The following is a 21,789-nucleotide window of genomic DNA, read 5'->3' on the forward strand; positions in this document are numbered from 1 at the left end:
CCCGCTGATCACGATGATGAATACCTGGGCTGGTCTGCTGATCGCTTGCCATGCGGACGAGCATCCTGCCGCTGCTCGGGACGTCGGAACCACCGCAGAACCCCAGTGGGGGACGTCCCGCATCGGGTAGAACGTCCCTGGTGCCGTCCTCAGATCCTGGGAGAGACCGAAATGCCGAACGAGAGGTTACGAGCTGCCATGGCAGCCGGTGGCTGGACGTACAGCGCCCTCGCGGACAAGGTCGAAGTCGATCCCAAGTCCGTCGAGCGATGGGTCAACCAGGGGCGAACGCCACGTCGTGCAACCGCCATGCTGGCAGCGGAGACGCTGCGAGAGGACGTGCACGCTCTGTGGCCCTCTCTCCGGCAGGCTCGCCCTGCCCGCGCTGCCAGTCCGGAGCTTGTGGCTCTGTACGACAAGCGGGCGGACATCCCCGTGCCCGCCTTGGTGGACATGTTGGCGCAAGCCGGCGAGCACATCGACGTGCTGGTGTACGCGGCCGTCTTCCTGCATGAGGCGTATCCGCGGCTCAATGACCTGCTGCGCGAGCGAGCTGCGGACGGGTGCGCGGTCCGCATCGCGATTGGCGACCCGGACAGTCCCCAGGTGCGACAGCGCGGCGAAGAAGAGCAGTTCGGGCACGGAATCGAGTCTCGATGCCGACTCGCGCTCATGCACTACCGACCCCTTGCCGGGACGCCCGGAATCGAGGTGCGGACTCATGCGACCACGCTCTACAACTCGATCTACCGTGCGGACGACCAGGCGATGGTCAACGCCCATGTATGGGGCGTGAACGCCTACGGTGCCCCGGTGTGGCACCTCCGCCGCAGCGAACCGGGCGGCATGTTCGACACCTACGCCAGCAGCTTCGACGCTGTGTGGGACACCGCGACACCAGTAAGGGGAGCATGACCGTGGCACGGACCGAGTACTACGACGACCCTGCGGCACCTGAGCCGAACAGCTTGGTGGTTGCCGCGTCCGCGGTGGTCACCGACGACGAGAGCCGCATCCTCCTCCAGCGCCGACGGGACAACGACCTCTGGGCCCTCCCCGGCGGCGGCTTGGAGATGTCCGACTCGCTCCCCGGCACAGCCATCCGGGAGGTGAAGGAGGAAACCGGTTTGGACGTGGAGATCACCGGGCTCGTGGGCACGTACACCGACCCCCGCCACATCATTGCCTACTCGGACGGTGAGGTGCGTCGGCAGTTCAATGTCTGCTTCACCGCCCGTGTGGTCGGTGGTCGGCTCGCCCTCTCGGACGAGTCCACGGAACTGCGGTTCGTCGGCCCTGAGGAGATCGAGCAGCTGCCGATGCACCACACCCAGCAACTCAGGATCCGGCATTTCCTGGAGCACCGAGCGCGCCCGTACCTCGGCTGACCTTGCGGATCACGAGGACAGGGCAGTTCGTCTCTCGGCTCTACTTGCGCGAGGGCGTCCCCGTGGCCGGGGCAGCCTCCTCGGTTTCCGCGAAGTCGGCGTCGGCCTCGCAGCCCTTGGGCATCTTGGCGAGGGTGGTCGCGCACTTCGCGGGGTCGACCGGGGGCTCGGACGCGGCCGGGCCGTCGTGGCTCTTCTTCTCGGCCGAGGTCGGGTTGGTGGACGAGGGGGAACTGTCGGCGGAGGACGAGCAGGCCGCCGTGCCCAGCACGGTGGACAGGATCAGAGCGGCCGAGGCCGCGGCAGCGCGCGTACGCATGTGAGTCCCCCTGTACGGACGCCCGGGCGCCCGGTCTAGCAGTCGGTCCGGCTGTGCCACCGGCACGTCTCAGGCAGCGTGCGAAGCGCGAGTGGACCGTGCGGTGGTACCCCGATGTATACCGGAAGAATCCGGCATTCGGCAGGTGTGGATCTACTGGCCGCTCCTCTTCGGGAGGGTTCTCAATCGGTGATGTACCACTCGTCCTTCAGGTACTCCAGCGTGTAGCTCCCCAAGTCGCTCTCCGAGAACGTGGCCTCGGACTTCACCGCCGCGACCGGCATCTCGACCTTCGCCGGGGTGCGGACGACGACACGCCCCGGGTCCACCGTCGCCGTGCGCAGGGCGGTCTTCTGGGCCGGGGAGATCATCTTGAAGACGGCGGTGTAGGTCGAGGTGCAGGGGCCGAGGCCCTGGTTCTCGGCCTTCTTCGCGGCGGGGCCGGCGACTTCGCAGACCGTGTTGATGTCCTCGCGGCCGAGGGCGTGGAGGTACTGCTCGTACCGCTTGATCGCGCCCTCCTTGGTCTTGGGAGCGGGCTGGTCGCCGGTCGGCGGGGTGGCCGAGGGCTTCTCGGGCCGGGCGGAGCTGGAAGGGGACGACGGCGCCGAGGGGTCCGCCGATGCCGATGCCGACGCGGAGGTGGAAGCCGGGGGCTTCGTGTCCGCGTCCCCCTTGTCGTCGCCGGGGCCGCAGGCGCACACCACCAGTGCCGCGCAGGCCGTCATCGTCATGCTCACCGTCGTGCGCGCTCTCATCGGGTCTCCTCCGGTCGTCCCACCGTCGGCCGACTGCACACCGAGTCGGTCGCCAACACACTCTGTGCTCACGCAGGAACCGGCGGAACGGTTCCCCGCCGGGTGAGGTCGGGGCGTACGGGGAACCATGAACACACCTGTCCCGTAGGCGGATTGGGCATGCGGGGCGCTCATGTACGCGAGGGAAGGGGAAGGCGATGGCGAGCAGCGAGGAGGCCGCCACCGGGCCGGTCCTGGTGTGTTCCCTGAAGGTTTCGGCGGTGCGGACGATCCCGGACGACGGCAAGTACCACCTCGTACGGTTCCCCTTCGGGACCGCGGAGTCGAGTGACGAGCACGGGATGCACCAGGTGGCGCAGCCGGACGGGCACACGGTGAAGGACTGGACCCGGGAGGACCGGGCCGGGCTCATCTGGCCGGCGCGGTCCGGCTGGGGCGAGCTGTACGCCATGGTGCAGTGGGAGAGCGGGAACTACTCGGAGCTGCGCGACCAGTTCGTGCGCGATCCGCTGGGGTTCACCGACGCGGGGGTGGACACCACGGCGACCGACCACCGCGTACCGTCGCCCGGCCGCAACTACTTCACCAAGACGCACGGCATCTTCGTGAAGGCCGGGACTCCGCTCGGGCTCAGGGTGGCGCAGCGTTCGGGCCGGTCGCAGAAGCTGCTCCTCGCCGAGTTCAAGCTGGTCATCCGGGACGCCTGAGGCAGGGGACCCGCGCGGTCCCGGTCAGCGACGAGACCCGCGCGGCCCGGTCAGTAGCGGAGACCCGAGTGGTCCCGCTCCCCGTCGAGAGCCGCGCGGTCCGCTCACCGCTCCCGGATCGTGATGGCCCGGACCGGGCAGGCGTCGGCGGCCTCGTGCAGCAGCGGGTCGTCCTCGGTCTCCTCGCGGCCGGGCAGGACCTCGCTGGTGCCCTCGTCGTCCTGGGTGAAGAACTCCGGTGCGATGAAGGCGCATTGGCCCGCTCCCACGCAGCGGTCGGGGTCGACTTCCACCTGGAACCGGGGCGGCCGGGGCGCCGCGCTCACCAGGTCACCGGCAGCTGGACGATGCCCTGGATGGTGTCGCCGGGCTTGTGGGGGATCTCCTCGGCGGGGACGGCGAGGCGCAGTCCGGGGAGCCGGGTGAGCAGGCGGTCGAGGGCGATCTCCAGCTCGGCGCGGGCGAGGTTCTGGCCGAGGCACTGGTGGATTCCGTAGCCGAAGCCGATGTGGTGGCGGGCCGGGCGCTGCCAGTCGAGGTCGTCGGGGTGGGAGTAGACGCTCTCGTCGCGGTTGACGAGGGAGAGGGAGAAGACGACGCCTTCGTCCTTGCGGATGGTCTCCCCGGCGATCTCGATGTCCTCGGTGGCGACCCGCAGCATCCCCTCGACGATGGAGAGGTGGCGCATCAACTCCTCCACGGCGGTGGGCAAAAGGGCCCGGTCCTCGCGCAACTCGGCCAGCCGCTCGGGGTGTTGGAGCAGGGTGAAGACGCTCAGCGAGATCATGTTGGCGGTGGTCTCATGGCCGCCGATGAGCAGGATGAAGGCCAGTTCGGCGAGCTCCTGAGGGTCGAACTCGCCCTCTACGTCCGCCTGTTCGCGGATGATCTCGTCGAGCAGTCCCTCGCCGGGGCGGACCTGCTTCTCCTCGATGATCTGCCGCAGATACCCCTCCAGGCGGTCCCGCGCGTCCTCCACGTCGGACAACTCGGGGCCGCGCAGCAGCCGCCGGGCCTGCTCCTCGAAGAAGTCGTGGTCCGCGAAGGGCACGCCGAGCAGCCGGCAGATCACCTTGGAGGGCATCGGCAGCGCGAACTCGCCCACGAGTTCTGCCTCGTTGCCCCGGCTGAGTAAGGCGTCGAGCAGCCCGTCGGCGGTCTCCTCGATCCCCGGGCGCAGGGACTGGACGCGCTTGAGGGTGAAGCTCGGGATCAACAGGCGGCGCTGGCGCCGGTGTTCGGGATCGTCGACCTGGAGCAGCGGGGTGCGCCGGTTCAGCAGGCCGACGTAGCGCGCCGAGGGCACCGGCCACGCCGGGTTCTGGCTGTCGCTGGAGAGCCGGGGGTCGCCGAGCAGTTCCCGGGCCGCGGCATGACCGGTGACCGCCCAGACCGAGCGGCCGTCGAAGAAGGTCACGCGTTGCAGCGGCGGACCCCCGCGCAGCGGGTCGTAGGCGGCGGGCGGGTGGTACGGGCAGGTGCGGTCCTGGGGGAAGGCGACGGGCTCGGTCATGGGCGGCCTCACGACGAAGACGAAAAGGGAGTGAAGACGAAGAGGGAGCACGGACGAGGACAAAGACGAGGACGGGCCGGGAGGTGCGGGCGAGTCGGCGGTACGGCGGACTGCGGGCGGGGTTCTCTGCTCTCTACCCAGGCTGGACCGGCCCGGCTGTGCCTCGCTTAAGCGCGGGCGGCGGTGCGCGCGGTCTCGCCTTGGTGTCGCCGCGCCGCCGGGTGCACGCTGGAAGGAGTGGCTCTGGAGGTGAGCGGCATGACCATGAAGACCGCTGTGGGCTGGCATGTGGAGCTCGAATTCGAGGAGGACAACCACCGGACGCGGGCGGCGGCCCTGGTGCGGCTCCCGGACGGCAAGGAGTGCCGGGCGCACGGGTACGCGAGCAGGCATCCCTCCGACGAGAACCAGTCGAGGGTGGGCGAAGAGATCGCGGGTGCCAGAGCGCTCAACGAACTGGCGATGAAGCTGCTGACCAAGGCACACGACGAGATCGACGAGGCCTCCGGGCGCACCTCGCATCCGCTCAGGTAGGCGGGCGGGTACGCGGCCGGAAGGTGCCGGTAGGCAGGTGCGTAGGCAACAGGTGAGCAGGTGAGGGGCGGGCCAGCCCGGGCGAGGTCCGGGCGAGAGCCGGGGCGCGCTTCGTGGCGCGCAAGCCCCTGTGCACCTCCGCACCCCCGAAGCGCGAATCCCTTTGTCCGGATGCGCCGTTGATGCGCCCGCCCCGGTGGGCGTGGAATGGGGACAGGAGTTTGCCTTCGAGGAGGGGACGTCCCATGCCCGAGCCGCGCCTGCCCGAGAACCACGGGAGCACCGACGAGTCCGCCGCCGCGCCGGTGGTCCGCCCGATACCGGTCCTGCTCGGCGCCTGCGGCTGCGGCTCCGGCTGCGGTTGCGGCTGCCAGTCGGGCGGGCCCTGCCAGTGCGGGGGCTGCTCCGGCTGACCTGGCCGTGAGCCGTGAGCCGTGAGCCGTGAGCCGTGAGCCGTGAGCCGGGGGCTGCGGGCTGCGGGCTGCGGGCTGTGAGCCGCGGGCCGCAGCTCACAGCCCGCGGGTGAGTACGGCGACGGCGCCCCGGGAGCGGGGCCGTTGCCGGATGTGAGGCGGCGGGCCGTACTCCAGGAGCGCCGTCAGGGGCCGTCAGGGGCGGCAGGCGCGGTGGAACCCCTCGCGGCTGCCGGTGTTCAGGCGCCCTCGACCTGGCCCGCGGGCTGGATCTCGTCCGCGTGCTCGCCGGTGACCAGGTAGACGACGCGCTTGGCGACCGAGACCGCGTGGTCGGCGAAGCGCTCGTAGTAGCGGCCGAGCAGGGTGACGTCGACGGCGGTCTCGATGCCGTGCTTCCAGCGGTCGTCCATCAGGTGCTGGAAGAGCGCGCGGTGCAGGGTGTCCATCTCGTCGTCGTCCTGCTCCAGTTGGAGGGCGAGGTCGACGTCCTTGGTGATGATCACCTCGGCGGCCTTCGCCATCAGGCGCTGGGCGAGCTGGCCCATCTCCAGGATGGTGGCGTGCAGGTCCTGCGGGACCGCGCGCTCCGGGAAGCGCAGCCGGGCCAGCTTCGCCACGTGCTGGGCCAGGTCGCCGGAGCGCTCCAGGTCGGCGCTCATCCGCAGCGAGGTGACCACTATCCGCAGATCGGTGGCGACCGGCTGCTGGCGGGCGAGCAGGGTGATGGCGCGCGCCTCCAGGTCGTGCTGGAGGTTGTCGACCTTCTGGTCGGCGGCGATGACGCTCTCCGCCAGCTTCAGGTCGGCGTCGAGGATCGCCGTCGTGGCGCGCCCGATCGCCGAGCCGACGAGCCGGGCCATCTCGACCAGGTCATCACCGATCGAGTCAAGTTCCTCGTGGTACGCGTCGCGCATGCTGTCCCTCTCTCGGTTTTCGACCGGGCTCCGGAATCTGAGGGCATCGGGAGCCCACGCTCCGACGATCCGGTCCGTACGCATCCGTTTCCGGCACCCCAGGTGAACGCGGACTGCTCACCCGGTGAACTCTGGGCGACGGCGCGCGTGCGCGGGGATGCGGGCGCCCCTTGCACACCGTACGCGGCGGCGGGCACGGAGCCCCGGAAACCGCTGCGTATCCGGCGATCACGGCCATCCGCCCCGAATGGCCGAAATGAACCAGCGCGGTCCCCTCGGTGAACTCTGGGCGACGAGTGGCGGAGCTGACCCTCGGACCACTGTGGCCCGGGGGTATGCCCCGCATAACCTGAGGACATGGACGTGAACGCGGCGGTCGCCGCAGCGGCAGCGATCGCCGGGGTGTGCACCGGTGTGATCGCCATGCTGGCGTTCCGCTGGAGCGAGCGCGACCAGAAACGCCCCACCAGGACCTCCCTGCACACCGACCCCGTACTGCCCCCCGGCGTGGACACGGTGCTCTCCGTGCTGCGCTCCTCCGCGGTCGTCCTCGACGAGGCCGACAGCGTGGTCAAGGCCAGCTCGGCGGCGTACGCCCTGGGCCTCGTGCGCGGCGGGAAGCTCGCCGTCGAGCCGATGCTGCAGATGGCCAGGGACACCCGGCGGGACGGCGAGATACGGCAGGTGGAACTCGACCTTCCGCGCCGGGGCACCGGCCGCGGCGAGGCGCTCGCGGTCTCCGCCCGGGTCGCCCCGCTGGGCTCCCGCCTGGTGCTGCTCCTGGTCGAGGACCTCACCGAGGCCCGGCGCATCGAAGCGGTACGGCGCGACTTCGTCGCCAATGTCAGCCACGAGCTCAAGACCCCGGTCGGCGCGCTCTCGCTGCTCTCCGAGGCCGTGATGGACGCCTCCGACGACCCCGAGGCCGTGGAGCGCTTCGCGGGCCGGATGCAGATCGAGGCGACCCGGCTCACCAGCCTGGTGCAGGAGCTGATCGACCTCTCCCGGGTCCAGAACGACGACCCCCTGGAGGACGCCGAACCGGTCCGGGTGGACGAACTCGTCAGCGAGGCCATGGACCGCTGCCGCCACCAGGCGGGCACCAAGCACATCACCATGGCCGCCTCGGTCGGCGGGCCCGAAGCCTTCGGCGAGGAGCGCGGGACCGGCTCCGACCTGCATGTCTGGGGCAACCGCGGCCAGCTCGCCGCCGCCCTCGGCAACCTGGTCGAGAACGCCGTCAACTACAGCCCGGCCCGCACCCGGGTCGGCATCGCCGCCCGTACGGTCGCGGTGAGCGGCGGCCAGCACATCGAGATCGCCGTCACCGACCAGGGCATCGGCATCTCCGAGAGGGACAAGGAGCGCATCTTCGAGCGCTTCTACCGGGTCGACCCGGCCCGCTCCCGCGCCACCGGCGGCACCGGGCTCGGACTCGCCATCGTCAAGCACGTGGCCGCCTCGCACGGCGGGGAGGTCACCGTGTGGAGCTCCGAAGGACAGGGCTCCACCTTCACCCTGCGGCTGCCGGTGGCGGGAGCCGCCCGCGACCGCAGCCGGGAGACCGGATCCGGGGCCACCGCCTCCGGCTCCGGGGGCTCCGGCACCCCAGGCCCCACCGAGAGCGCCGAGAACAGCCTCTCTTCCCCGTACGAACCGCTTCCTGCCCCGGAGGTCCTTCCGTGACCCGAGTGCTCGTCGTCGAGGATGAGGAATCCTTCAGCGACGCCCTGTCCTACATGCTCCGCAAGGAGGGCTTCGAGGTCGCCATCGCGACCACCGGGCCCGACGGCCTCGACGAGTTCGAGCGCAACGGCGCCGACCTCGTCCTGCTCGACCTGATGCTGCCCGGGCTGCCCGGCACCGAGGTCTGCCGTCAGCTGCGCGGCCGCTCCAATGTCCCGGTGATCATGGTGACCGCCAAGGACAGCGAGATCGACAAGGTGGTCGGCCTCGAAATAGGAGCCGACGACTACGTCACCAAGCCCTTCTCCTCCCGCGAACTGGTCGCCCGGATCCGCGCGGTGCTGCGCCGCCGCGGCGAGCCGGAGGAGGTCACCCCGGCCGCCCTGGAGGCCGGCCCGGTCCGGATGGACGTCGACCGGCACGTGGTCACGGTCGCCGGGTCCAAGGTCGACCTGCCGCTCAAGGAGTTCGACCTCCTGGAGATGCTGCTGCGCAACGCGGGCCGCGTACTGACCCGTATGCAGCTCATCGACCGGGTCTGGGGCGCCGACTACGTCGGGGACACCAAGACCCTCGACGTCCATGTGAAGCGCCTGCGCGCGAAGATCGAACCGGACCCGGGCGCCCCGCGCTACCTGGTCACGGTGCGCGGCCTCGGCTACAAGTTCGAGCCGTAGAGCGCCGGTACGGGGGAGCCCGCCGGTACGGGGGCCGGAGTGCACCGGCGGGGGCGGCGGCAGCGTGATCTACAGGAACAGCACGGAGAGCACGAACAGCACGGAGAGCACAGAGAACGCGTAGAGCACGAAGAACACGAAGAACACGTAGAGCACGGAGGGCGGGACCCCGCGGGGTCCCGCCCTCCGTGCTCTACGCGCTGTGCTTCCGGCGGTGCGGCGCTCGTGTGCGTGCGGTGCTGCGGTGCGCGGTGGGCCGGGCGCTCAGAGCGGCTGGGTATCCAGTGCGGCCGGGTGCCCAGTGGGGCCAGGTGCTCGGTGCCGCTTCAGCCGCCGCCGGGTGCTCAGTGGCCTGCGTCGCCGGCCGGGTCGTGCTCGCCGGGGGCGATCCCGCTGCCGCCCTGGCCCTCGGCGCCCTGGCTCTCGCCCGGGGACGGGGAGCCGGTCGCGGAGGCGCTCGCCTGCGGGTCGGCGGAGGGGGAGGCGCTGCCGGAGGGCTTGCCGGACTCGGCCGGGGGCTTCGTCGGCTGGCTGGGGACCTTCTCCGGGCCCCACTTGGTGAACTCGCCCTCGGCGGGGACCACGAAGCTGTCCAGCTTGACGTCGCCGGTCCGGCTGAAGGTGAAGGTCACCGGGGAGGCGTCGCCGAGCTGGATGCTCTCGGGCAGCGTCCGCAGCGAGACCGAGGCGTTGTCCTTGCCGCCGAGGATCAGCGCGCCGTGCGCCGGGACGACCAGCTTGCCGGCCGTCTTCTCGCCCTTGGCGGGCTTCAGCTCGGCGCGCTCGCCACCGGCGGAGACGGACTCGAGGACCTGGTCGCGGTCGCCGTTGTTGAAGAGCTTGGCCGCGATCACGGCCGGGCCCTTGCTCTCCCGCTCGGGCTGCGCGATGACCAGGGCGTTCTGCACCTTGATGTCGCCGACCTGGGCGCGCGCGTTGTCCGGCTTGATTTCCAGCGTCTGGGCGTTGTTGCCGGCGGCGCAGGCGCCGAGCGCGCCCACGCAGAAGGCGAGCGCGGTGGCGGCGAGTGCGCCGCGCCGAAGGCTGGGCTGGAGGCTCACGACGGCGGCAACTCCTCTTGCGGTGCGGACGGGCGAGTCCGGACGGTTGTGGTCAGGGTTCCGGCGGGCCTCGCGGCCGCCCCGGGGTACAGCAGCGCGCTCAGGTTACCGACCCGTCCCGCGCACGCCGCACCCGACCCGCCTCTGTGGCCCCTCCGCGGCCGTCCCGCGCCCCGCCCGCGGCGCGTGGCGTGTGCGCCGCGGAGCCCGGCGGCGGGAGCGCGGATTCGCCGTCCGCCCGGGTATTCGCCGGGCGCATTGGCCACCGCGGTCGGCTCGCGTGAGTGTCCTGCGCCTTTCCGGTAAGGAATGCGTGGCCACGGCGGAAATTGATCAGCCGGATGTGCGGGCGGCCCGTTGATCGAATTCAGGTATTGGCCGGCGGGGGAATCCGGTGGTCATCGGCGAGATGTTGTCATGATCTTCTTCCCGCGCCGCGCCGGTGTTCCTGACTCTCTTCTCCGTTGCCCGCGCAACGTTCTTCGAACGTGTCTCCGGTCACCGAACGGAGTACGGCCAGTTGGTCGGAGCGAATGCGACATAAAGGGACGTTCTGCCGGTTGATCAGAAGTTTTGCGAGGTGTAACGGGCGCGTTTCGGCTCACGGGTGCAGCCGCTCCCACCTGCGGATACCCCGCCGGGGGAGGCCTGCGCAGCACGTCACGGTTGCTGTTGTCAAGCCCCGAGATGCGCTCTGACCTGCGAAAACGCCATTCAGAACGCGCCGATGACGTGTTACTCTTGATAGCCACGGAAGGGGTACCTGTCACATGACGTTCAAGGTTGGCGACACCGTGGTCTATCCCCATCACGGGGCCGCGCTGATCGAGGCTATCGAAACTCGCCAGATCAAAGGCGTGGACAAGACCTACTTGGTGCTGAAGGTCGCCCAGGGTGATCTGACGGTACGTGTGCCAGCGGACAATGCGGAGTTCGTCGGCGTACGTGATGTGGTCGGTCAGGACGGACTGGACCGGGTCTTCGAGGTGCTGCGCGCACCGTATGCCGAAGAGCCCACGAACTGGTCCCGTCGCTACAAGGCAAATCTCGAGAAACTCGCCTCGGGCGATGTCATCAAGGTCGCGGAAGTCGTACGTGACCTGTGGCGCCGCGAGCGCGAGCGCGGTCTGTCCGCCGGTGAGAAGCGCATGCTCGCCAAGGCCCGGCAGATCCTGGTGAGCGAGCTGGCGCTCGCGGAGAACACCAACGAGGACAAGGCGGAGGCGCTGCTCGACGAGGTCCTCGCCTCCTGACACCTGCGCGGGGTGCACGTCAGCCGGACGCACATCCCGGGACAGCGCAGCACAAGCAGCAGAGCACCACAGCAGAACACGCACCGCCAGGTGCCGGAAGTGCCGCAGGATTGCCGCGGTGCCCGATGACGCGAGAGCTGTCGCCGGGCGCTGCGGCATTTTTGTACGCTGATCACCGCTGTTGACGATCAGTGCCGACGACCAGTCCGTACCACGACGGGGAGATCGGCGGAGCACCCGACCGGTTCTCGTGCGACTGGGGAAACCCCCGCCCCACGGGTGCCGGGGCCGGTCCGCCGACTCGACCGGAAGTCACGGAAGGGTCCGGTCCAGGCGTCGTACCCGGCACTCCCGGCCTGCCGGTCGGGGGCACGCCCAGGCCATACCCATGTCGCCCGAGCACACAAACCTGAACGGAAGCGATGTCTGCCGAGAACGAGCCCCGCCCGCCCGCCGCGGCCGGAGCACCGGGCGCGAAGACGCCCCGCACCGCCGCCGTCCTCCCCGCCGCGGGCCGCGGCGTACGCCTCGGGCCCGGCGCCCCCAAGGCGCTGCGCACGCTGAACGGCACCCCGATGCTCATCCACGCGGCCCGGGCGCTCGCCGCCTCCCGCGCGGTCGGCCTCGTCGTCGTGGTGGCCCCGCCCGAGGGCGCCGCCGAGGTGAAGTCCCTGCTCGACGCGCACGCCCTGGACGGCGGCGACCGCACCGACTTCCTCGTCGTACCCGGCGGCGAGACCCGCCAGGAGTCCGTGAAGCTCGGCCTCGACGCGCTGCCCGAGGACATCGGCATCGTCCTGGTCCACGACGCGGCCCGCCCCCTGGTCCCCGTCGACACCGTGGACGCCGTCGTCGAGGCCGTCCGCGCGGGCGCCCCGGCCGTCGTCCCGGCGCTGCCGCTCACCGACACCGTCAAGGAGGTCGAGCCCCGCACCGGCGGCGAGCCCGAACCCGTACTCGGCACCCCCGCCCGGGCCCGGCTGCGCGCCGTGCAGACCCCGCAGGGCTTCGACCGCGACACCCTGCTGCGGGCCCACGAGAGCCTGGCGCCGGAGGGCGAGGGCGCCACCGACGACGCCGGGATGGTCGAGCGGCTCGGCCTGTCCGTGGTGGTCGTCCCCGGACACGAGGAGGCCTTCAAGGTGACCCGCCCCCTGGACCTCGTCCTCGCCGAGGCGGTCCTCGCGCGCAGGAAGGCGAACCGTGGCTACTGAGCTGCCGCTGCCCCAGGTCGGCATCGGCACCGACATCCACGCCTTCGAGGAGGGCCGCGAGCTGTGGTGCGCCGGCCTGCTCTGGGAGGACGAGGGCCCCGGGCTCGCCGGGCACTCCGATGCCGACGTGGTCGCGCACGCCGCCTGCAACGCGCTCTTCTCCGCGGCCGGCCTCGGCGACCTCGGGGCGCACTTCGGCACCGGGCGCCCCGAGTGGTCCGGCGCCTCCGGCCGCACCCTGCTCGCCGAGGCCGCCCGCCTGGTGCGGGAGGCCGGGTTCACGGTGGGCAATATCGCGGTCCAGGTGATCGGCCCCCGCCCGAAGATCGGCAAGCGGCGCGAAGAAGCACAGCAGGTGCTCTCGCAGGCGGCGGGCGCCCCCGTCTCCGTCTCCGGCGCCACCACCGACGGCCTCGGCTTCCCCGGCCGCGGCGACGGCCTGGCCGCGGTGGCGACCGCCCTGGTGGTGCGCACCTCCGGCAGCTGAACGGCGCGGCGCGGGGCACGCACGTCCGCCCCGCGCCCCGTACGCACCCCAACGCGCTGGCCCGGGCTGAAATACCCGCCGGGGCCGGTGCGTTGCCGCAGTATCGGAGCCCACACCGGGCGGTACGCATGCGGAACGGGACGCCGGGAACCCCTACAGCACCCACCGCGGCAGCCGCCCGGAGCAACCGGTGACCGCAGCAGGTCACCGGCCACCACAACGCCACCAGGCACAGGAACCAGGAAGGCCGAGATGTCCGCCGAACTGTCGAACGACCTCCGAGAACTCCTCGACACCCCCGTCTTCATCACCGTGGCCACCATCCAGCCCGACGGCAGCCCGCAGGTCTCCCCGGTCTGGGTCAAGCGCGACGGGAACGACGTGCTGTTCTCCACCACCGCCGACCGCCGCAAGGAGAAGAACCTCCAGCGCGACCCCCGCGTCACGATCGTGGTCCAGCCCGCCGACGACCCGTACCGCTACGCCGAGATCCGCGGCCAGGCCACCATCACCACCGAGGGCGGCCAGGAGCTGATCGACGAGCTGTCCCGCAAGTACACCGGCAAGTCCTACGCCGACTTCAACCCGCGCTCGGGCGAGGACGCCGAGCGCGTCGTCGTCCGGGTCACCCCGCGCAAGGTCGTCGGCCGCATCTGAGCGCTCCGCACGCCAGGAGACCGCCCAGGGGCCTGAGCCGCCGGAGAGCGGCGCCCGTATCACCTGGGGATAATCACAATTCCAGAAGCACTTTGAGAGCAGTGGGCCCAAGGAGCACAAGGCACCCCCTCGGGCCCACTACCCTGGTGGGGTGACTATTCGGCTGTACGACACCAGCGCCCGGCAGGTCCGTGATTTCACCCCGCTCGTGCCGGGTTGCGTCTCGATCTACCTGTGTGGCGCCACCGTGCAGGCCGCACCCCACATCGGGCACATCCGCTCCGGACTGAACTTCGACATCCTGCGCCGCTGGTTCGACTACCGCGGCTACCAGGTGACCTTCGTCCGGAACGTCACCGACATCGACGACAAGATCATCACCAAGTCCGCCGAGCAGGGCCGCCCCTGGTGGGCCATCGGCTACGAGAACGAGCGCGCCTTCAACGACGGCTACACCGCCCTCGGCTGCCTGCCGCCGACCTACGAACCGCGCGCCACCGGGCACATCCCCGAGATGATCGAGATGATGCGCGGGCTCATCGAGCGCGGGCACGCCTACGAGTCCGAGGGCAACGTCTACTTCGACGTGAAGTCCTTCCCCGGCTACCTGGAGCTGTCCAACCAGGAGCTGGACAACCTCCAGCAGCCGGAGAGCGCGGGCGAGACCGGCAAGCGCGACCCGCGCGACTTCGCCATGTGGAAGAGCGCCAAGCCCGGCGAGCCCTCCTGGGAGACCCCGTGGGGCCGCGGCCGGCCCGGCTGGCACCTGGAGTGCTCGGCCATGGCGCACAAATACCTCGGTGAGGTCTTCGACATCCACGGCGGCGGCATCGACCTGATCTTCCCGCACCACGAGAACGAGATCGCCCAGGCCAAGGGCTACGGCGACGAGTTCGCGCGGTACTGGCTGCACAACGCCTGGGTCACCCTCAAGGGCGAGAAGATGTCGAAGTCGCTCGGCAACTCGGTGCTCGTCGCCGAGATGGTCAAGCGCTGGCGGCCCATCGTGCTGCGCTACTACCTCGGCACCCCGCACTACCGCTCGATGATCGAGTACAGCGAGGAGGCCCTGCGCGAGGCCGAGTCCGCCTTCGCGCGGATCGAGGGCTTCGTCCAGCGCGTCACCGAGAAGGCGGGCAAGGCCGTGGAGCCCGCCGAGGAAGTACCGCCCGCCTTCGCCGAGGCCATGGACGAGGACCTCGGGGTACCGCAGGCGCTCGCCGTCGTCCACACCACGGTCCGGCAGGGCAACAGCGCGCTGGCCGCCGACGACAAGGAGTCCGCGGTCGCCCGCCTCGCCGAGGTGCGGGCCATGCTCGGGGTCCTCGGCCTCGACCCGATGGACCCGCGCTGGTCGGGCGAGAGCGACCGCGGCGAGGACCTGCACGGAGTCGTCGACACCCTGGTCAGCCTGGTGCTCCAGCAGCGCGAGGCGGCCCGGGCCCGCAAGGACTGGGCCACCGCGGACGCCATCCGCGACCAGCTCGGCCAGTCCGGGCTCGTCATCGAGGACGGGCCGGACGGACCCCGCTGGACGCTGGGCGCCCGCTGAACCAGCACAGGCAAGGTGCCGCCCGGCCCCCCCCGGGCGGCACACTGCTTCCAGCACCTCCCCGCACAGATTCCCGTATCCCCCATCCGCACCACCCGCCGACGCAGCACAGGAGCAGTAGGTCATGGCCGCGAACAACCGACGCATGTCCGGCAAGAAGGGCGCGCAGGTCGGCAGTGGTGGCAAGCGACGCCGCGGCCTCGAGGGCAAGGGCCCGACGCCCCCCGCCGACATGCGCAAGGGACACAAGAAGAACCGTCTCGCCAACGCCAAGGCGAAGCAGACCGCCCGCCGCCCCGTGAAGGGCCGCGGCGGCAAGTCCGCCTCGGAACTCGTCGTCGGCCGCAACCCCGTCGTCGAGGCCCTGCGCGAGGGCGTCCCCGCCACCACGCTGTATGTGCAGCAGTTCATCGACAACGACGAGCGCGTACGCGAGGCCCTTCAACTGGCCGGGGAGCGCGGCGGCATCCACCTGATGGAAGCCCCCCGCCCCGAGCTGGACCGGATGACGAACAACCTCAACCACCAGGGCCTCGTCCTCCAGATCCCGCCCTACGAGTACGCCCACCCCGAGGACCTCGCCGCCGCCGCGTACGACGAGGGCGAGGACCCCCTGATCGTCGCCCTCGACGGCGTCACCGACCCGCGCAACCTCGGCGCCGTGGTCCGCTCCGTCTCCGCCTTCGGCGGCCACGGCGTGGTCGTACCGGAACGCCGCGCCGCCGGGATGACCGCGGGCGCCTGGAAGACCTCCGCCGGTACCGCCGCCCGCACCCCGGTGGCCCGCGCCACCAATCTGACCCGCGCCCTGGAGGCTTACCAGAAGGCGGGCCTGACCGTGGTCGGCCTCGCCGCCGACGGGGAGGCCGAACTCGGGGACCTGGCGGCGCTCGACGGCCCGCTGGTGCTGGTGGTCGGCAGCGAGGGCAAGGGCCTGTCCCGACTGGTCGGCGAGACCTGCGACATCCGGGTCCGCATCCCCATGCCCGGCGGCGCCGAATCCCTCAACGCCGGTGTGGCCGCGGGCATCGTCTTGTACGAGGCGGCTCGCCGCCGGGGGTGAGGGCGGCTTGGCCAGGGGTGGCGGTGCCTGGTCGGTCGGGTTCCGGTTCTGCTGGTGCCTTGTCGGGCGGGCGGTGTCCGGTCGGGTCGGTGGGTCGCGGGCGGGGCTCTCCTGGGGGCGGCTCGAACTCCCGTAGGAGAAAGGCGTGTTCGAGCGGCTGGTGACGGTGCCGGCGCGTCCGATTCGGCCGATTTGACGGGGCCCGGACATTTTGCGGCGGTCAAGGCAGTGTCCTAAGCAGTCGTCACTCGGTTAGATGAGTGTGGACACCAGAACAGCCCGCTCCTCCACGGGGGGCCGCTCCTCGGGGTTCGACGACGGACCTGCCTTCAGCATGGCCAAAGTGCCCTGCGATCCCGCGCAGGTCGTCGTCAACCACGCCAGCTTCCGGGTACAGCTCACCAGCGTGCCGAAGACGAGATCCCCCCGTCTCGCGCACCAGTTGAGCGCCTACAAGGCCGTCACCCCGCAGGCGGCCGCGGGCACTCCGGGACGCCGCCGCCCCCTCGTCTGGACGGGCCGCTCCGGACCGGGCGCCCAGCAACTGCTCCAGGCCGTACGCAACAACGCGACCACCACACGGGCGCCCGAGACCCCGCCCACCCCCGGGCTCCCCGGCGCGACCAGAGTCCTGCCCCGGCACGGCCACACGGAACGCTCCGACCGGACCCCGGCCGTGGGCTCGCCCCGACTGCCCCTCGACCGCGAGAACTTCGGCGGACTCGATCGGGAGCACTTCGGCGAACTCGGTCGGGAGGACTTCGGCGAGGGAGTGCGAGGCGGCGACCGGGAGGGGCTTGCCGGGCGGGACGGGCGGGACGGCTTCGGCGAGCGGGAGGGGTTTGTTCTTCCGCATATGCGGGATGGGGCTGGGGGGGTGGTGGGGGGTGGGGCCGTTTCCGTTTCCCCCCCCCCCCCCCCCCCCCCCCACCCCGCCTCCCCCTCCGCGCGTCCGGCACCCGGCGCTCCGGACGAGACCGCCCTGCTGGACGGCACCCTGCCCGGGGCGACGCTCCAGGGCAGCTCCCTGTACGAGGCCGGCCGGGACGGCACCGGCTTCCTCGACGGCGGCACCCGCGAGCACACCCGCCCGCCCGAGCCCTACGAGCAGGGCGGCCACGGGGCCCCCGCCGGGTACGCCTCGGAGCACACCACGATCGGTCTCCCCGGCCAGTCCGCGCGCGAGGACCGTACGGCCGACACGGAGGCCTCGGCCTTCGCCCCGCACCACCCCGGCTCCGGCTCCGGCACCCACTCCGGCAGGGCGGGCTCCGGCAGTGCGGACTCTGGCAGCGCGGGCTCCGGCAGGGCCGATCGCCCGGGCCGTCCCGGCGGTGCCGGCACCGCCGACTTCGGCTACGCCGACGACTACGCCACCGGCGCCAACGGCGGCGCCGAGGAGCAACTCCCGTACACCGAGGGCGTCTTCGCCGATGACGACACCTTCGTCCTGGAGCGGGTGATCGACCCAGGTCCCCTGCCCGGTGCCGCCGACCCGGCGGAGGACGCGGCGGCCCGCAGGCACCGCGCGGTACGGCACGCCTACTACCCCGGGCGCCGGATGAACCTCGGCGTGGTCCTGCTGCCGCTGCGGGTCTTCCTCGGCCTCATCTCCGTGTACGCGGGCATGGGCAAGCTCTGCGACCCTGTCTACTTCGACGGCGGCGAACGCGGCTCCATGGTCAAGTGGCTGCACTCCCTGCACCCTTGGCCGCTCGCCGAACCCCTCCGTGACTTCGCCTTGGCGCACCCCGTCGGTGCCGGACTCACCATCGCCTTCCTCCAGGTCTTCGTCGGTGTCCTGACGATCCTCGGTCTGTGGCAGCGGTTCGCCGCCGCCATCGGTGCCCTCCTCTCCGCCGCCCTCCTGGTCACGGTCAGCTGGCGCACCGTCCCCGCCTACGACGCGCCCGACATCATCTATCTCGCCGCCTGGTCCCCGCTGATCATCGCCGGGGCGCCGGTCTACTCGGCCGACGGCAGGCTCAGTTCCGAGGCCTGGCGCACCCTGGGCCCGCGGGCCGCCCTCTGGGACCTGCGGCGGCGGGTGCTGCGCCGCGGTGTCCTCCTCGCCGCGGTCACCGTCGGCCTGACGATGCTGGTCGGCGCGGTGCTCGGCGGCGCCGTGCGCGATGCCGACCGGGTCACGGTGCCCGGGCCCGGCGAAACCCCGCGCAACCAGCTCCCCGGCACCCCGCTGCCGCAGGAGTCCCGCAAGGAACGCGGCGGCAGCAGCCCCTCCGCCACCAGCCCCTCGGCCGAGAGCGAGGAGCCGGGTTCCTCCTCGTCCTCCGCGCCCACCTCGGGAGTCTCCGAGGAGGGCACCGGAGGTTCCGCCCAGGACGGTGTCCAGAGCCCCGGGGACTCCCCGGGCGAGCAGGCCCCGCAGGAACAGGCGCCCCCCGACGAACCGCCCGCCGGAAGCGGCTCCTCCGGCGGCAGCGGCGGCACCACCTCCACCGGCGGCACGGGCGGCGACCCGGGCAGCGGCGGCAACGACGGTGGTGGCGGCGACACCGGCGGGGGAAGCAGCGGCGGCAACTCGGGCGGGCTGGTGGGCGGGCTGCTCGGATAGGCAGAGGGCGGGCCAGGACCGTCCCGGACCGTCGGAGCTACCGGCTTCTCCTGCCCGGAGGGCGCCTCGTACCCTCGCCGACCTTTCAACAACCGTGTCCCCGGCCCTGGTTCAGATTCAGATTCAGATTCGGGTTCAGGTTCAGGTTCTGCAGGGCACCTCCGCGGTGAGCACGGTGGGGCCGCCCGCCGGGCTGTCGACCGAGAAGGTGCCGTCCAGGGCGGCGATGCGGCGTGCCAGTCCGGTGAGTCCGCTTCCGGCGGCCGGGTCGGCGCCGCCCGAGCCGTTGTCCTCGACGCGGATCCACAGCCCGGCCCTGTGCCGCGTCACCCGGGCGGTGACCTGGGTGGCGCCGGAGTGCTTCGCCGCGTTGGTGACGGCCTCCGCGACCACGAAGTACGCCGCGGTCTGCACGCTGGAGGCCAGCCTGCCGGGTACCTCCGCCGTCAGGTCGACCGATATCCCGGCGCGTTCGGCGACCGATTCCAGTGCCGCTTCCAGGCCTTGGTGGTCCAGCGCCGAGGGGTACACGCGCCAGGCCACGTCCCGGAGTTCGGTGAGTGCCTGCCGGGACTCCTCGTGCGCCTGGCGCAGCAGGGCGTCCGCCCGGTCCGGGTCGGTGGCGCGGCGGGCCCGCCCCAGCAGCATGCCCAGTGCCACCAGGCGCTGCTGCACTCCGTCGTGCAAGTCCCTCTCGATACGGCGCCGTTCGTCGTCGACCGCCTCGATCACACCGGCCCGGCTCTCGGACAGCTCGCCGATGCGGCGCTCCAGCGCGGTGCGGTCGGACGGTCGCAGGAAGCGGCGGGCGAGGGCCTCCTCCCAGCGCGCCACGCCTCGTATGCCCTGGGCGGAGAGGAACAGCCCGAAGAGTCCGCCGAGCGCGGTCAGGAAGACCGTGCCCGGGTGGTCCAGCTCGGGGAGCAGGAACCAGCCCCAGAGCAGGAAAGAGGCGTAGCCCGTACAGACGATTCCGGTGAACAGGGCCGCACCGCCGAGGAGTCCCACCCCGGAGCGCGCCGCGAGATAGGCGAGTACGCGGGAGACCGGGACCGGGTGCGGGTAGGGCGGGGAGGTGCCGTAGTACCGCGACATGCGTCTCTGGCCGGTGTACGCCAGGCTCCGTGCGTACCGCGTCGCTCTCAGGGTGCCGGGGCCTTCGGGGCCCCGGTCCGGGGCGCCCTGGAGCCATCCGCCGCCGAGTGCCACGAGGAGGAGTTCGACCGGTGCCGTCAGGGTGCCCAGCAGGACTCCGAAGGAGAGGCGGGCCCAGCGGCGCAGAAGCTTTGTCATGGCGGAAACGCTAGCCAGCCGCAAGCCGGGGCGGACTGCGGTAAACCGCATAATTCCGCTGCGGTGTACCGCAGGTCGGATGCGGTGCGGTGCGGTGCACGTGCGTGCGGTGCGGTGGGGCGGGTGCCGCGTGCGGCGCGGTTCGGGGCGGGGTCCGTACGGAAGCGGGTCGCCGGCCGGGGTGGGGAGGCGGGTCAACGGCCCAGTGCGGCCAGTTCCTTGCTCGCCTCGGTCAGGTCCTTCGCGGTGTCGATCGCGCGCCAGTAGGCACCGTGCGGGATCGGGAAGCCGGCCAGGTTCTTCTCGCGAGCGAGCCGGGGGAAGGTAGCGCGCTCGTGGTCGCCGCGGTCCGGCAGGAGGCCGGTGAAGGAGGCCGCGAAGACGTAGACACCCGCGTTGATCAGGTACGGGGACGGCGGGGCCTCGATGAAGTCCGTGATGTGGCCGAAGGCGTCCGTCTCGACGGCGCCCCAGGGGATCCGCGGCCGGGCCAGGGCGAGGGTGGCCTTGGCGTCCCGTTCGGCGTGGAAGGCGGCCATCTCGCGCAGGGAGAACCGGGTCCAGATGTCGCCGTTGGTCGCGTACCAGGGCCGGTCCGCGTGGGGCAGGTGCGCGGCGGCGAACTTCAGACCGCCGCCGCGGCCCAGCGGCTCCTTCTCCACCACGGTGGTGACCCGCAGGGGCAGGTCGGCCGTGTCGAGCCACTCTTCGAGGACCTCGGCCAGATGACCGCAGGAGACGACCACGTCGGTCACGCCCTCCTCGGCCAGCCAGGCGAGCTGGTGGCCGATGATCGGCGTGCCCGTACCGGGGATCTCGACCATCGGCTTGGGCCGGTCGTCGGTGTACGGGCGCAGCCGCGAGCCCTGCCCTCCGGCCAGGACGACGGCCTGCGTGGGGTACGCCTCGGCGTGCGGATCACTCATGACCGCACTGTACGTGGCCGCGCGGGAGGGGGCCCTACGGGCCGGGGCCGCGGTCTGTGGAGCTCTGCGGGCCGGAGCCAGGGGGTCCGGCCGGGGCCGAGGCCCGTGGAGTCTTGCGGGCCGGGCGCCCGGCGGCACAGGCGGTGCGAGGTCCGCCGCGCGCGTGCTGTTCTCGACCCGAGGCAGGTGTTCTCCCGACGGAACCCGGCAGTTCTCAGCCGATCTCGGCGGCCACGCCGGTGGCGTAGGAGGTGTCGCAGACGGGACGGGCGTAGGACTGGGCCCGCGTCGCCCCGTACTGCTTCACCGCCGCACGCCCCAGCGCCCGCGCGAGGGAGGCGCAGTGCGCGGCGAGCGAGGGCTTGCGGTCGACCTCCTCCTGGAGATGGGTGAGCGCCACCCCGGGGTCCTCCTCCTGGAGTTCGAGGAGGAGCCGGTCGCGCAGTACGTCCTGCGGTGCGCGCGCACCGGCACGGGTGGAGGCGTCCGCGGCGGAGGCGGCGAGCATCGAATCGGAGCCGTGGCCGGACCAGTTGACGCGGGTGACCGCGAGGGTCCCGGACAGGACCAGGACGACGGGCAGTACGAGAGCGAGCGTGCGGCCGATGCCGAGGGCGGGGCCCCGGCGGTGCTGCGGCTTGTGGAGTCGTGTCACGCGAGTGAGCGTAGCGGGCAGTGATGATTTGGCGACATTTAGTCACCCTGTCGAGCGACGGGTGGCCGCGAAATTCGTCCGCCGTGTTGACGGTTGTGGGTGAATTGGGCTCTATGTCACGCTCGTTGCCGGTCTCGCGGC

General features: G+C 71.7%; 23 protein-coding genes. 14 read left to right on the plus strand and 9 right to left on the minus strand.

Going from position 1 to position 21,789, the window contains the following annotated elements; translation table 11 throughout:
• The first annotated feature begins 171 nt into the window (after window positions 1–171).
• Window positions 172–915: a helix-turn-helix domain-containing protein gene (locus MID12_RS18010; protein WP_263168623.1), complete on the plus strand. Its 744-nt coding sequence runs from the start codon at window positions 172–174 to the stop codon at window positions 913–915.
• A gap of 2 nt (window positions 916–917) precedes the next feature.
• On the plus strand, window positions 918–1,388 hold the full coding sequence (locus MID12_RS18015; protein WP_168542946.1) for an NUDIX domain-containing protein: 471 nt from the start codon (window positions 918–920) through the stop codon (window positions 1,386–1,388).
• A 40-nt stretch (window positions 1,389–1,428) separates the two neighbouring features.
• Here MID12_RS18015 and MID12_RS18020 read toward each other — a convergent pair whose 3' ends face one another.
• Complete coding sequence (locus MID12_RS18020) at window positions 1,429–1,707, minus strand: hypothetical protein (RefSeq protein WP_263168626.1); 279 nt, start codon at window positions 1,705–1,707, stop codon at window positions 1,429–1,431.
• A gap of 182 nt (window positions 1,708–1,889) precedes the next feature.
• The gene (locus MID12_RS18025) at window positions 1,890–2,465 is read right to left on the minus strand and encodes a hypothetical protein (protein WP_263168628.1); all 576 of its coding nucleotides are present in this window, start codon (window positions 2,463–2,465) and stop codon (window positions 1,890–1,892) included.
• Window positions 2,466–2,662: 197 nt separating this feature from the next.
• Here MID12_RS18025 and MID12_RS18030 point away from each other — a divergent pair, with 197 nt between their 5' ends.
• Entirely contained in the window at window positions 2,663–3,172 is a 510-nt protein-coding gene (locus MID12_RS18030) for a hypothetical protein (protein WP_263168632.1), read from the plus strand.
• A gap of 104 nt (window positions 3,173–3,276) precedes the next feature.
• Here MID12_RS18030 and MID12_RS18035 read toward each other — a convergent pair whose 3' ends face one another.
• Both MID12_RS18035 and MID12_RS18040 read right to left on the minus strand, forming a co-directional pair.
• Window positions 3,277–3,498 carry a ferredoxin gene (locus MID12_RS18035; protein ID WP_186095451.1) on the minus strand — a complete coding sequence of 74 codons (222 nt, stop codon included), beginning with the start codon at window positions 3,496–3,498 and terminating at the stop codon, window positions 3,277–3,279.
• Window positions 3,495–4,685 (minus strand): cytochrome P450, encoded by a 1,191-nt coding sequence (locus tag MID12_RS18040; protein WP_263168638.1) that lies wholly within the window; start codon window positions 4,683–4,685, stop codon window positions 3,495–3,497. The genes MID12_RS18035 and MID12_RS18040 overlap by 4 nt, the downstream gene beginning before the upstream one ends.
• Before the next feature lie 258 nt (window positions 4,686–4,943).
• On the opposite strand from MID12_RS18040, the gene MID12_RS18045 reads away from it, so the two are divergent.
• Window positions 4,944–5,219: a DUF1876 domain-containing protein gene (locus MID12_RS18045; protein ID WP_040257604.1), complete on the plus strand. Its 276-nt coding sequence runs from the start codon at window positions 4,944–4,946 to the stop codon at window positions 5,217–5,219.
• Between the two features lie 245 nt (window positions 5,220–5,464).
• Window positions 5,465–5,632, plus strand: coding sequence for a hypothetical protein (locus MID12_RS18050; protein WP_263168643.1), 168 nt, complete (start codon window positions 5,465–5,467; stop codon window positions 5,630–5,632).
• Window positions 5,633–5,871: 239 nt separating this feature from the next.
• On the opposite strand, the gene phoU is transcribed toward MID12_RS18050, so the two are convergent.
• Window positions 5,872–6,549: a phosphate signaling complex protein PhoU gene (gene phoU / locus MID12_RS18055; RefSeq protein WP_040252046.1), complete on the minus strand. Its 678-nt coding sequence runs from the start codon at window positions 6,547–6,549 to the stop codon at window positions 5,872–5,874.
• A 357-nt stretch (window positions 6,550–6,906) separates the two neighbouring features.
• Between phoU and MID12_RS18060 the strand changes: the two genes are divergently transcribed.
• Together MID12_RS18060 and MID12_RS18065 are read left to right on the plus strand one after the other, a co-directional pair.
• The gene (locus MID12_RS18060) at window positions 6,907–8,235 is read left to right on the plus strand and encodes a sensor histidine kinase (protein ID WP_263168647.1); all 1,329 of its coding nucleotides are present in this window, start codon (window positions 6,907–6,909) and stop codon (window positions 8,233–8,235) included.
• Window positions 8,232–8,912, plus strand: coding sequence for a response regulator transcription factor (locus MID12_RS18065; protein WP_040252049.1), 681 nt, complete (start codon window positions 8,232–8,234; stop codon window positions 8,910–8,912). Before MID12_RS18060 ends, MID12_RS18065 begins: the two co-directional genes overlap by 4 nt.
• Before the next feature lie 344 nt (window positions 8,913–9,256).
• Here MID12_RS18065 and MID12_RS18070 read toward each other — a convergent pair whose 3' ends face one another.
• On the minus strand, window positions 9,257–9,973 hold the full coding sequence (locus MID12_RS18070; RefSeq protein WP_052482432.1) for a hypothetical protein: 717 nt from the start codon (window positions 9,971–9,973) through the stop codon (window positions 9,257–9,259).
• Between the two features lie 770 nt (window positions 9,974–10,743).
• On the opposite strand from MID12_RS18070, the gene MID12_RS18075 reads away from it, so the two are divergent.
• From MID12_RS18075 to MID12_RS18105, 7 genes are all read left to right on the plus strand, one after another.
• Entirely contained in the window at window positions 10,744–11,226 is a 483-nt protein-coding gene (locus MID12_RS18075) for a CarD family transcriptional regulator (protein WP_003953493.1), read from the plus strand.
• A 422-nt stretch (window positions 11,227–11,648) separates the two neighbouring features.
• On the plus strand, window positions 11,649–12,440 hold the full coding sequence (gene ispD / locus MID12_RS18080; protein WP_263168752.1) for a 2-C-methyl-D-erythritol 4-phosphate cytidylyltransferase: 792 nt from the start codon (window positions 11,649–11,651) through the stop codon (window positions 12,438–12,440).
• Entirely contained in the window at window positions 12,430–12,927 is a 498-nt protein-coding gene (ispF, locus tag MID12_RS18085; RefSeq protein WP_040252058.1) for a 2-C-methyl-D-erythritol 2,4-cyclodiphosphate synthase, read from the plus strand. The genes ispD and ispF overlap by 11 nt, the downstream gene beginning before the upstream one ends.
• Before the next feature lie 252 nt (window positions 12,928–13,179).
• Window positions 13,180–13,584 carry a PPOX class F420-dependent oxidoreductase gene (locus MID12_RS18090; RefSeq protein ID WP_040252062.1) on the plus strand — a complete coding sequence of 135 codons (405 nt, stop codon included), beginning with the start codon at window positions 13,180–13,182 and terminating at the stop codon, window positions 13,582–13,584.
• Window positions 13,585–13,735: 151 nt separating this feature from the next.
• Entirely contained in the window at window positions 13,736–15,136 is a 1,401-nt protein-coding gene (gene cysS, locus MID12_RS18095; protein WP_040252064.1) for a cysteine--tRNA ligase, read from the plus strand.
• Between the two features lie 124 nt (window positions 15,137–15,260).
• Window positions 15,261–16,199 (plus strand): 23S rRNA (guanosine(2251)-2'-O)-methyltransferase RlmB, encoded by a 939-nt coding sequence (gene rlmB, locus MID12_RS18100; protein ID WP_040252067.1) that lies wholly within the window; start codon window positions 15,261–15,263, stop codon window positions 16,197–16,199.
• Window positions 16,200–16,533: 334 nt separating this feature from the next.
• Entirely contained in the window at window positions 16,534–18,774 is a 2,241-nt protein-coding gene (locus MID12_RS18105) for a DoxX family protein (RefSeq protein WP_263168758.1), read from the plus strand.
• Between the two features lie 141 nt (window positions 18,775–18,915).
• Here the strand turns inward: MID12_RS18105 and MID12_RS18110 are convergent, their stop codons facing one another.
• The 3 genes from MID12_RS18110 to MID12_RS18120 form a co-directional block, all read right to left on the minus strand.
• A complete protein-coding gene (locus tag MID12_RS18110; protein WP_263168760.1) occupies window positions 18,916–20,067 on the minus strand; it encodes a sensor histidine kinase in 1,152 nt (383 codons plus the stop codon).
• A 194-nt stretch (window positions 20,068–20,261) separates the two neighbouring features.
• Window positions 20,262–20,993: an NDP-sugar synthase gene (locus MID12_RS18115; protein WP_040252071.1), complete on the minus strand. Its 732-nt coding sequence runs from the start codon at window positions 20,991–20,993 to the stop codon at window positions 20,262–20,264.
• A 214-nt stretch (window positions 20,994–21,207) separates the two neighbouring features.
• On the minus strand, window positions 21,208–21,648 hold the full coding sequence (locus tag MID12_RS18120; protein WP_040252073.1) for a hypothetical protein: 441 nt from the start codon (window positions 21,646–21,648) through the stop codon (window positions 21,208–21,210).
• Between the last annotated feature and the right edge of the window lie 141 nt (window positions 21,649–21,789).

It is taken from the genome of Streptomyces sp. SCSIO ZS0520 (genome assembly GCF_025643355.1).
Taxonomy (GTDB): domain Bacteria; phylum Actinomycetota; class Actinomycetes; order Streptomycetales; family Streptomycetaceae; genus Streptomyces; species Streptomyces physcomitrii.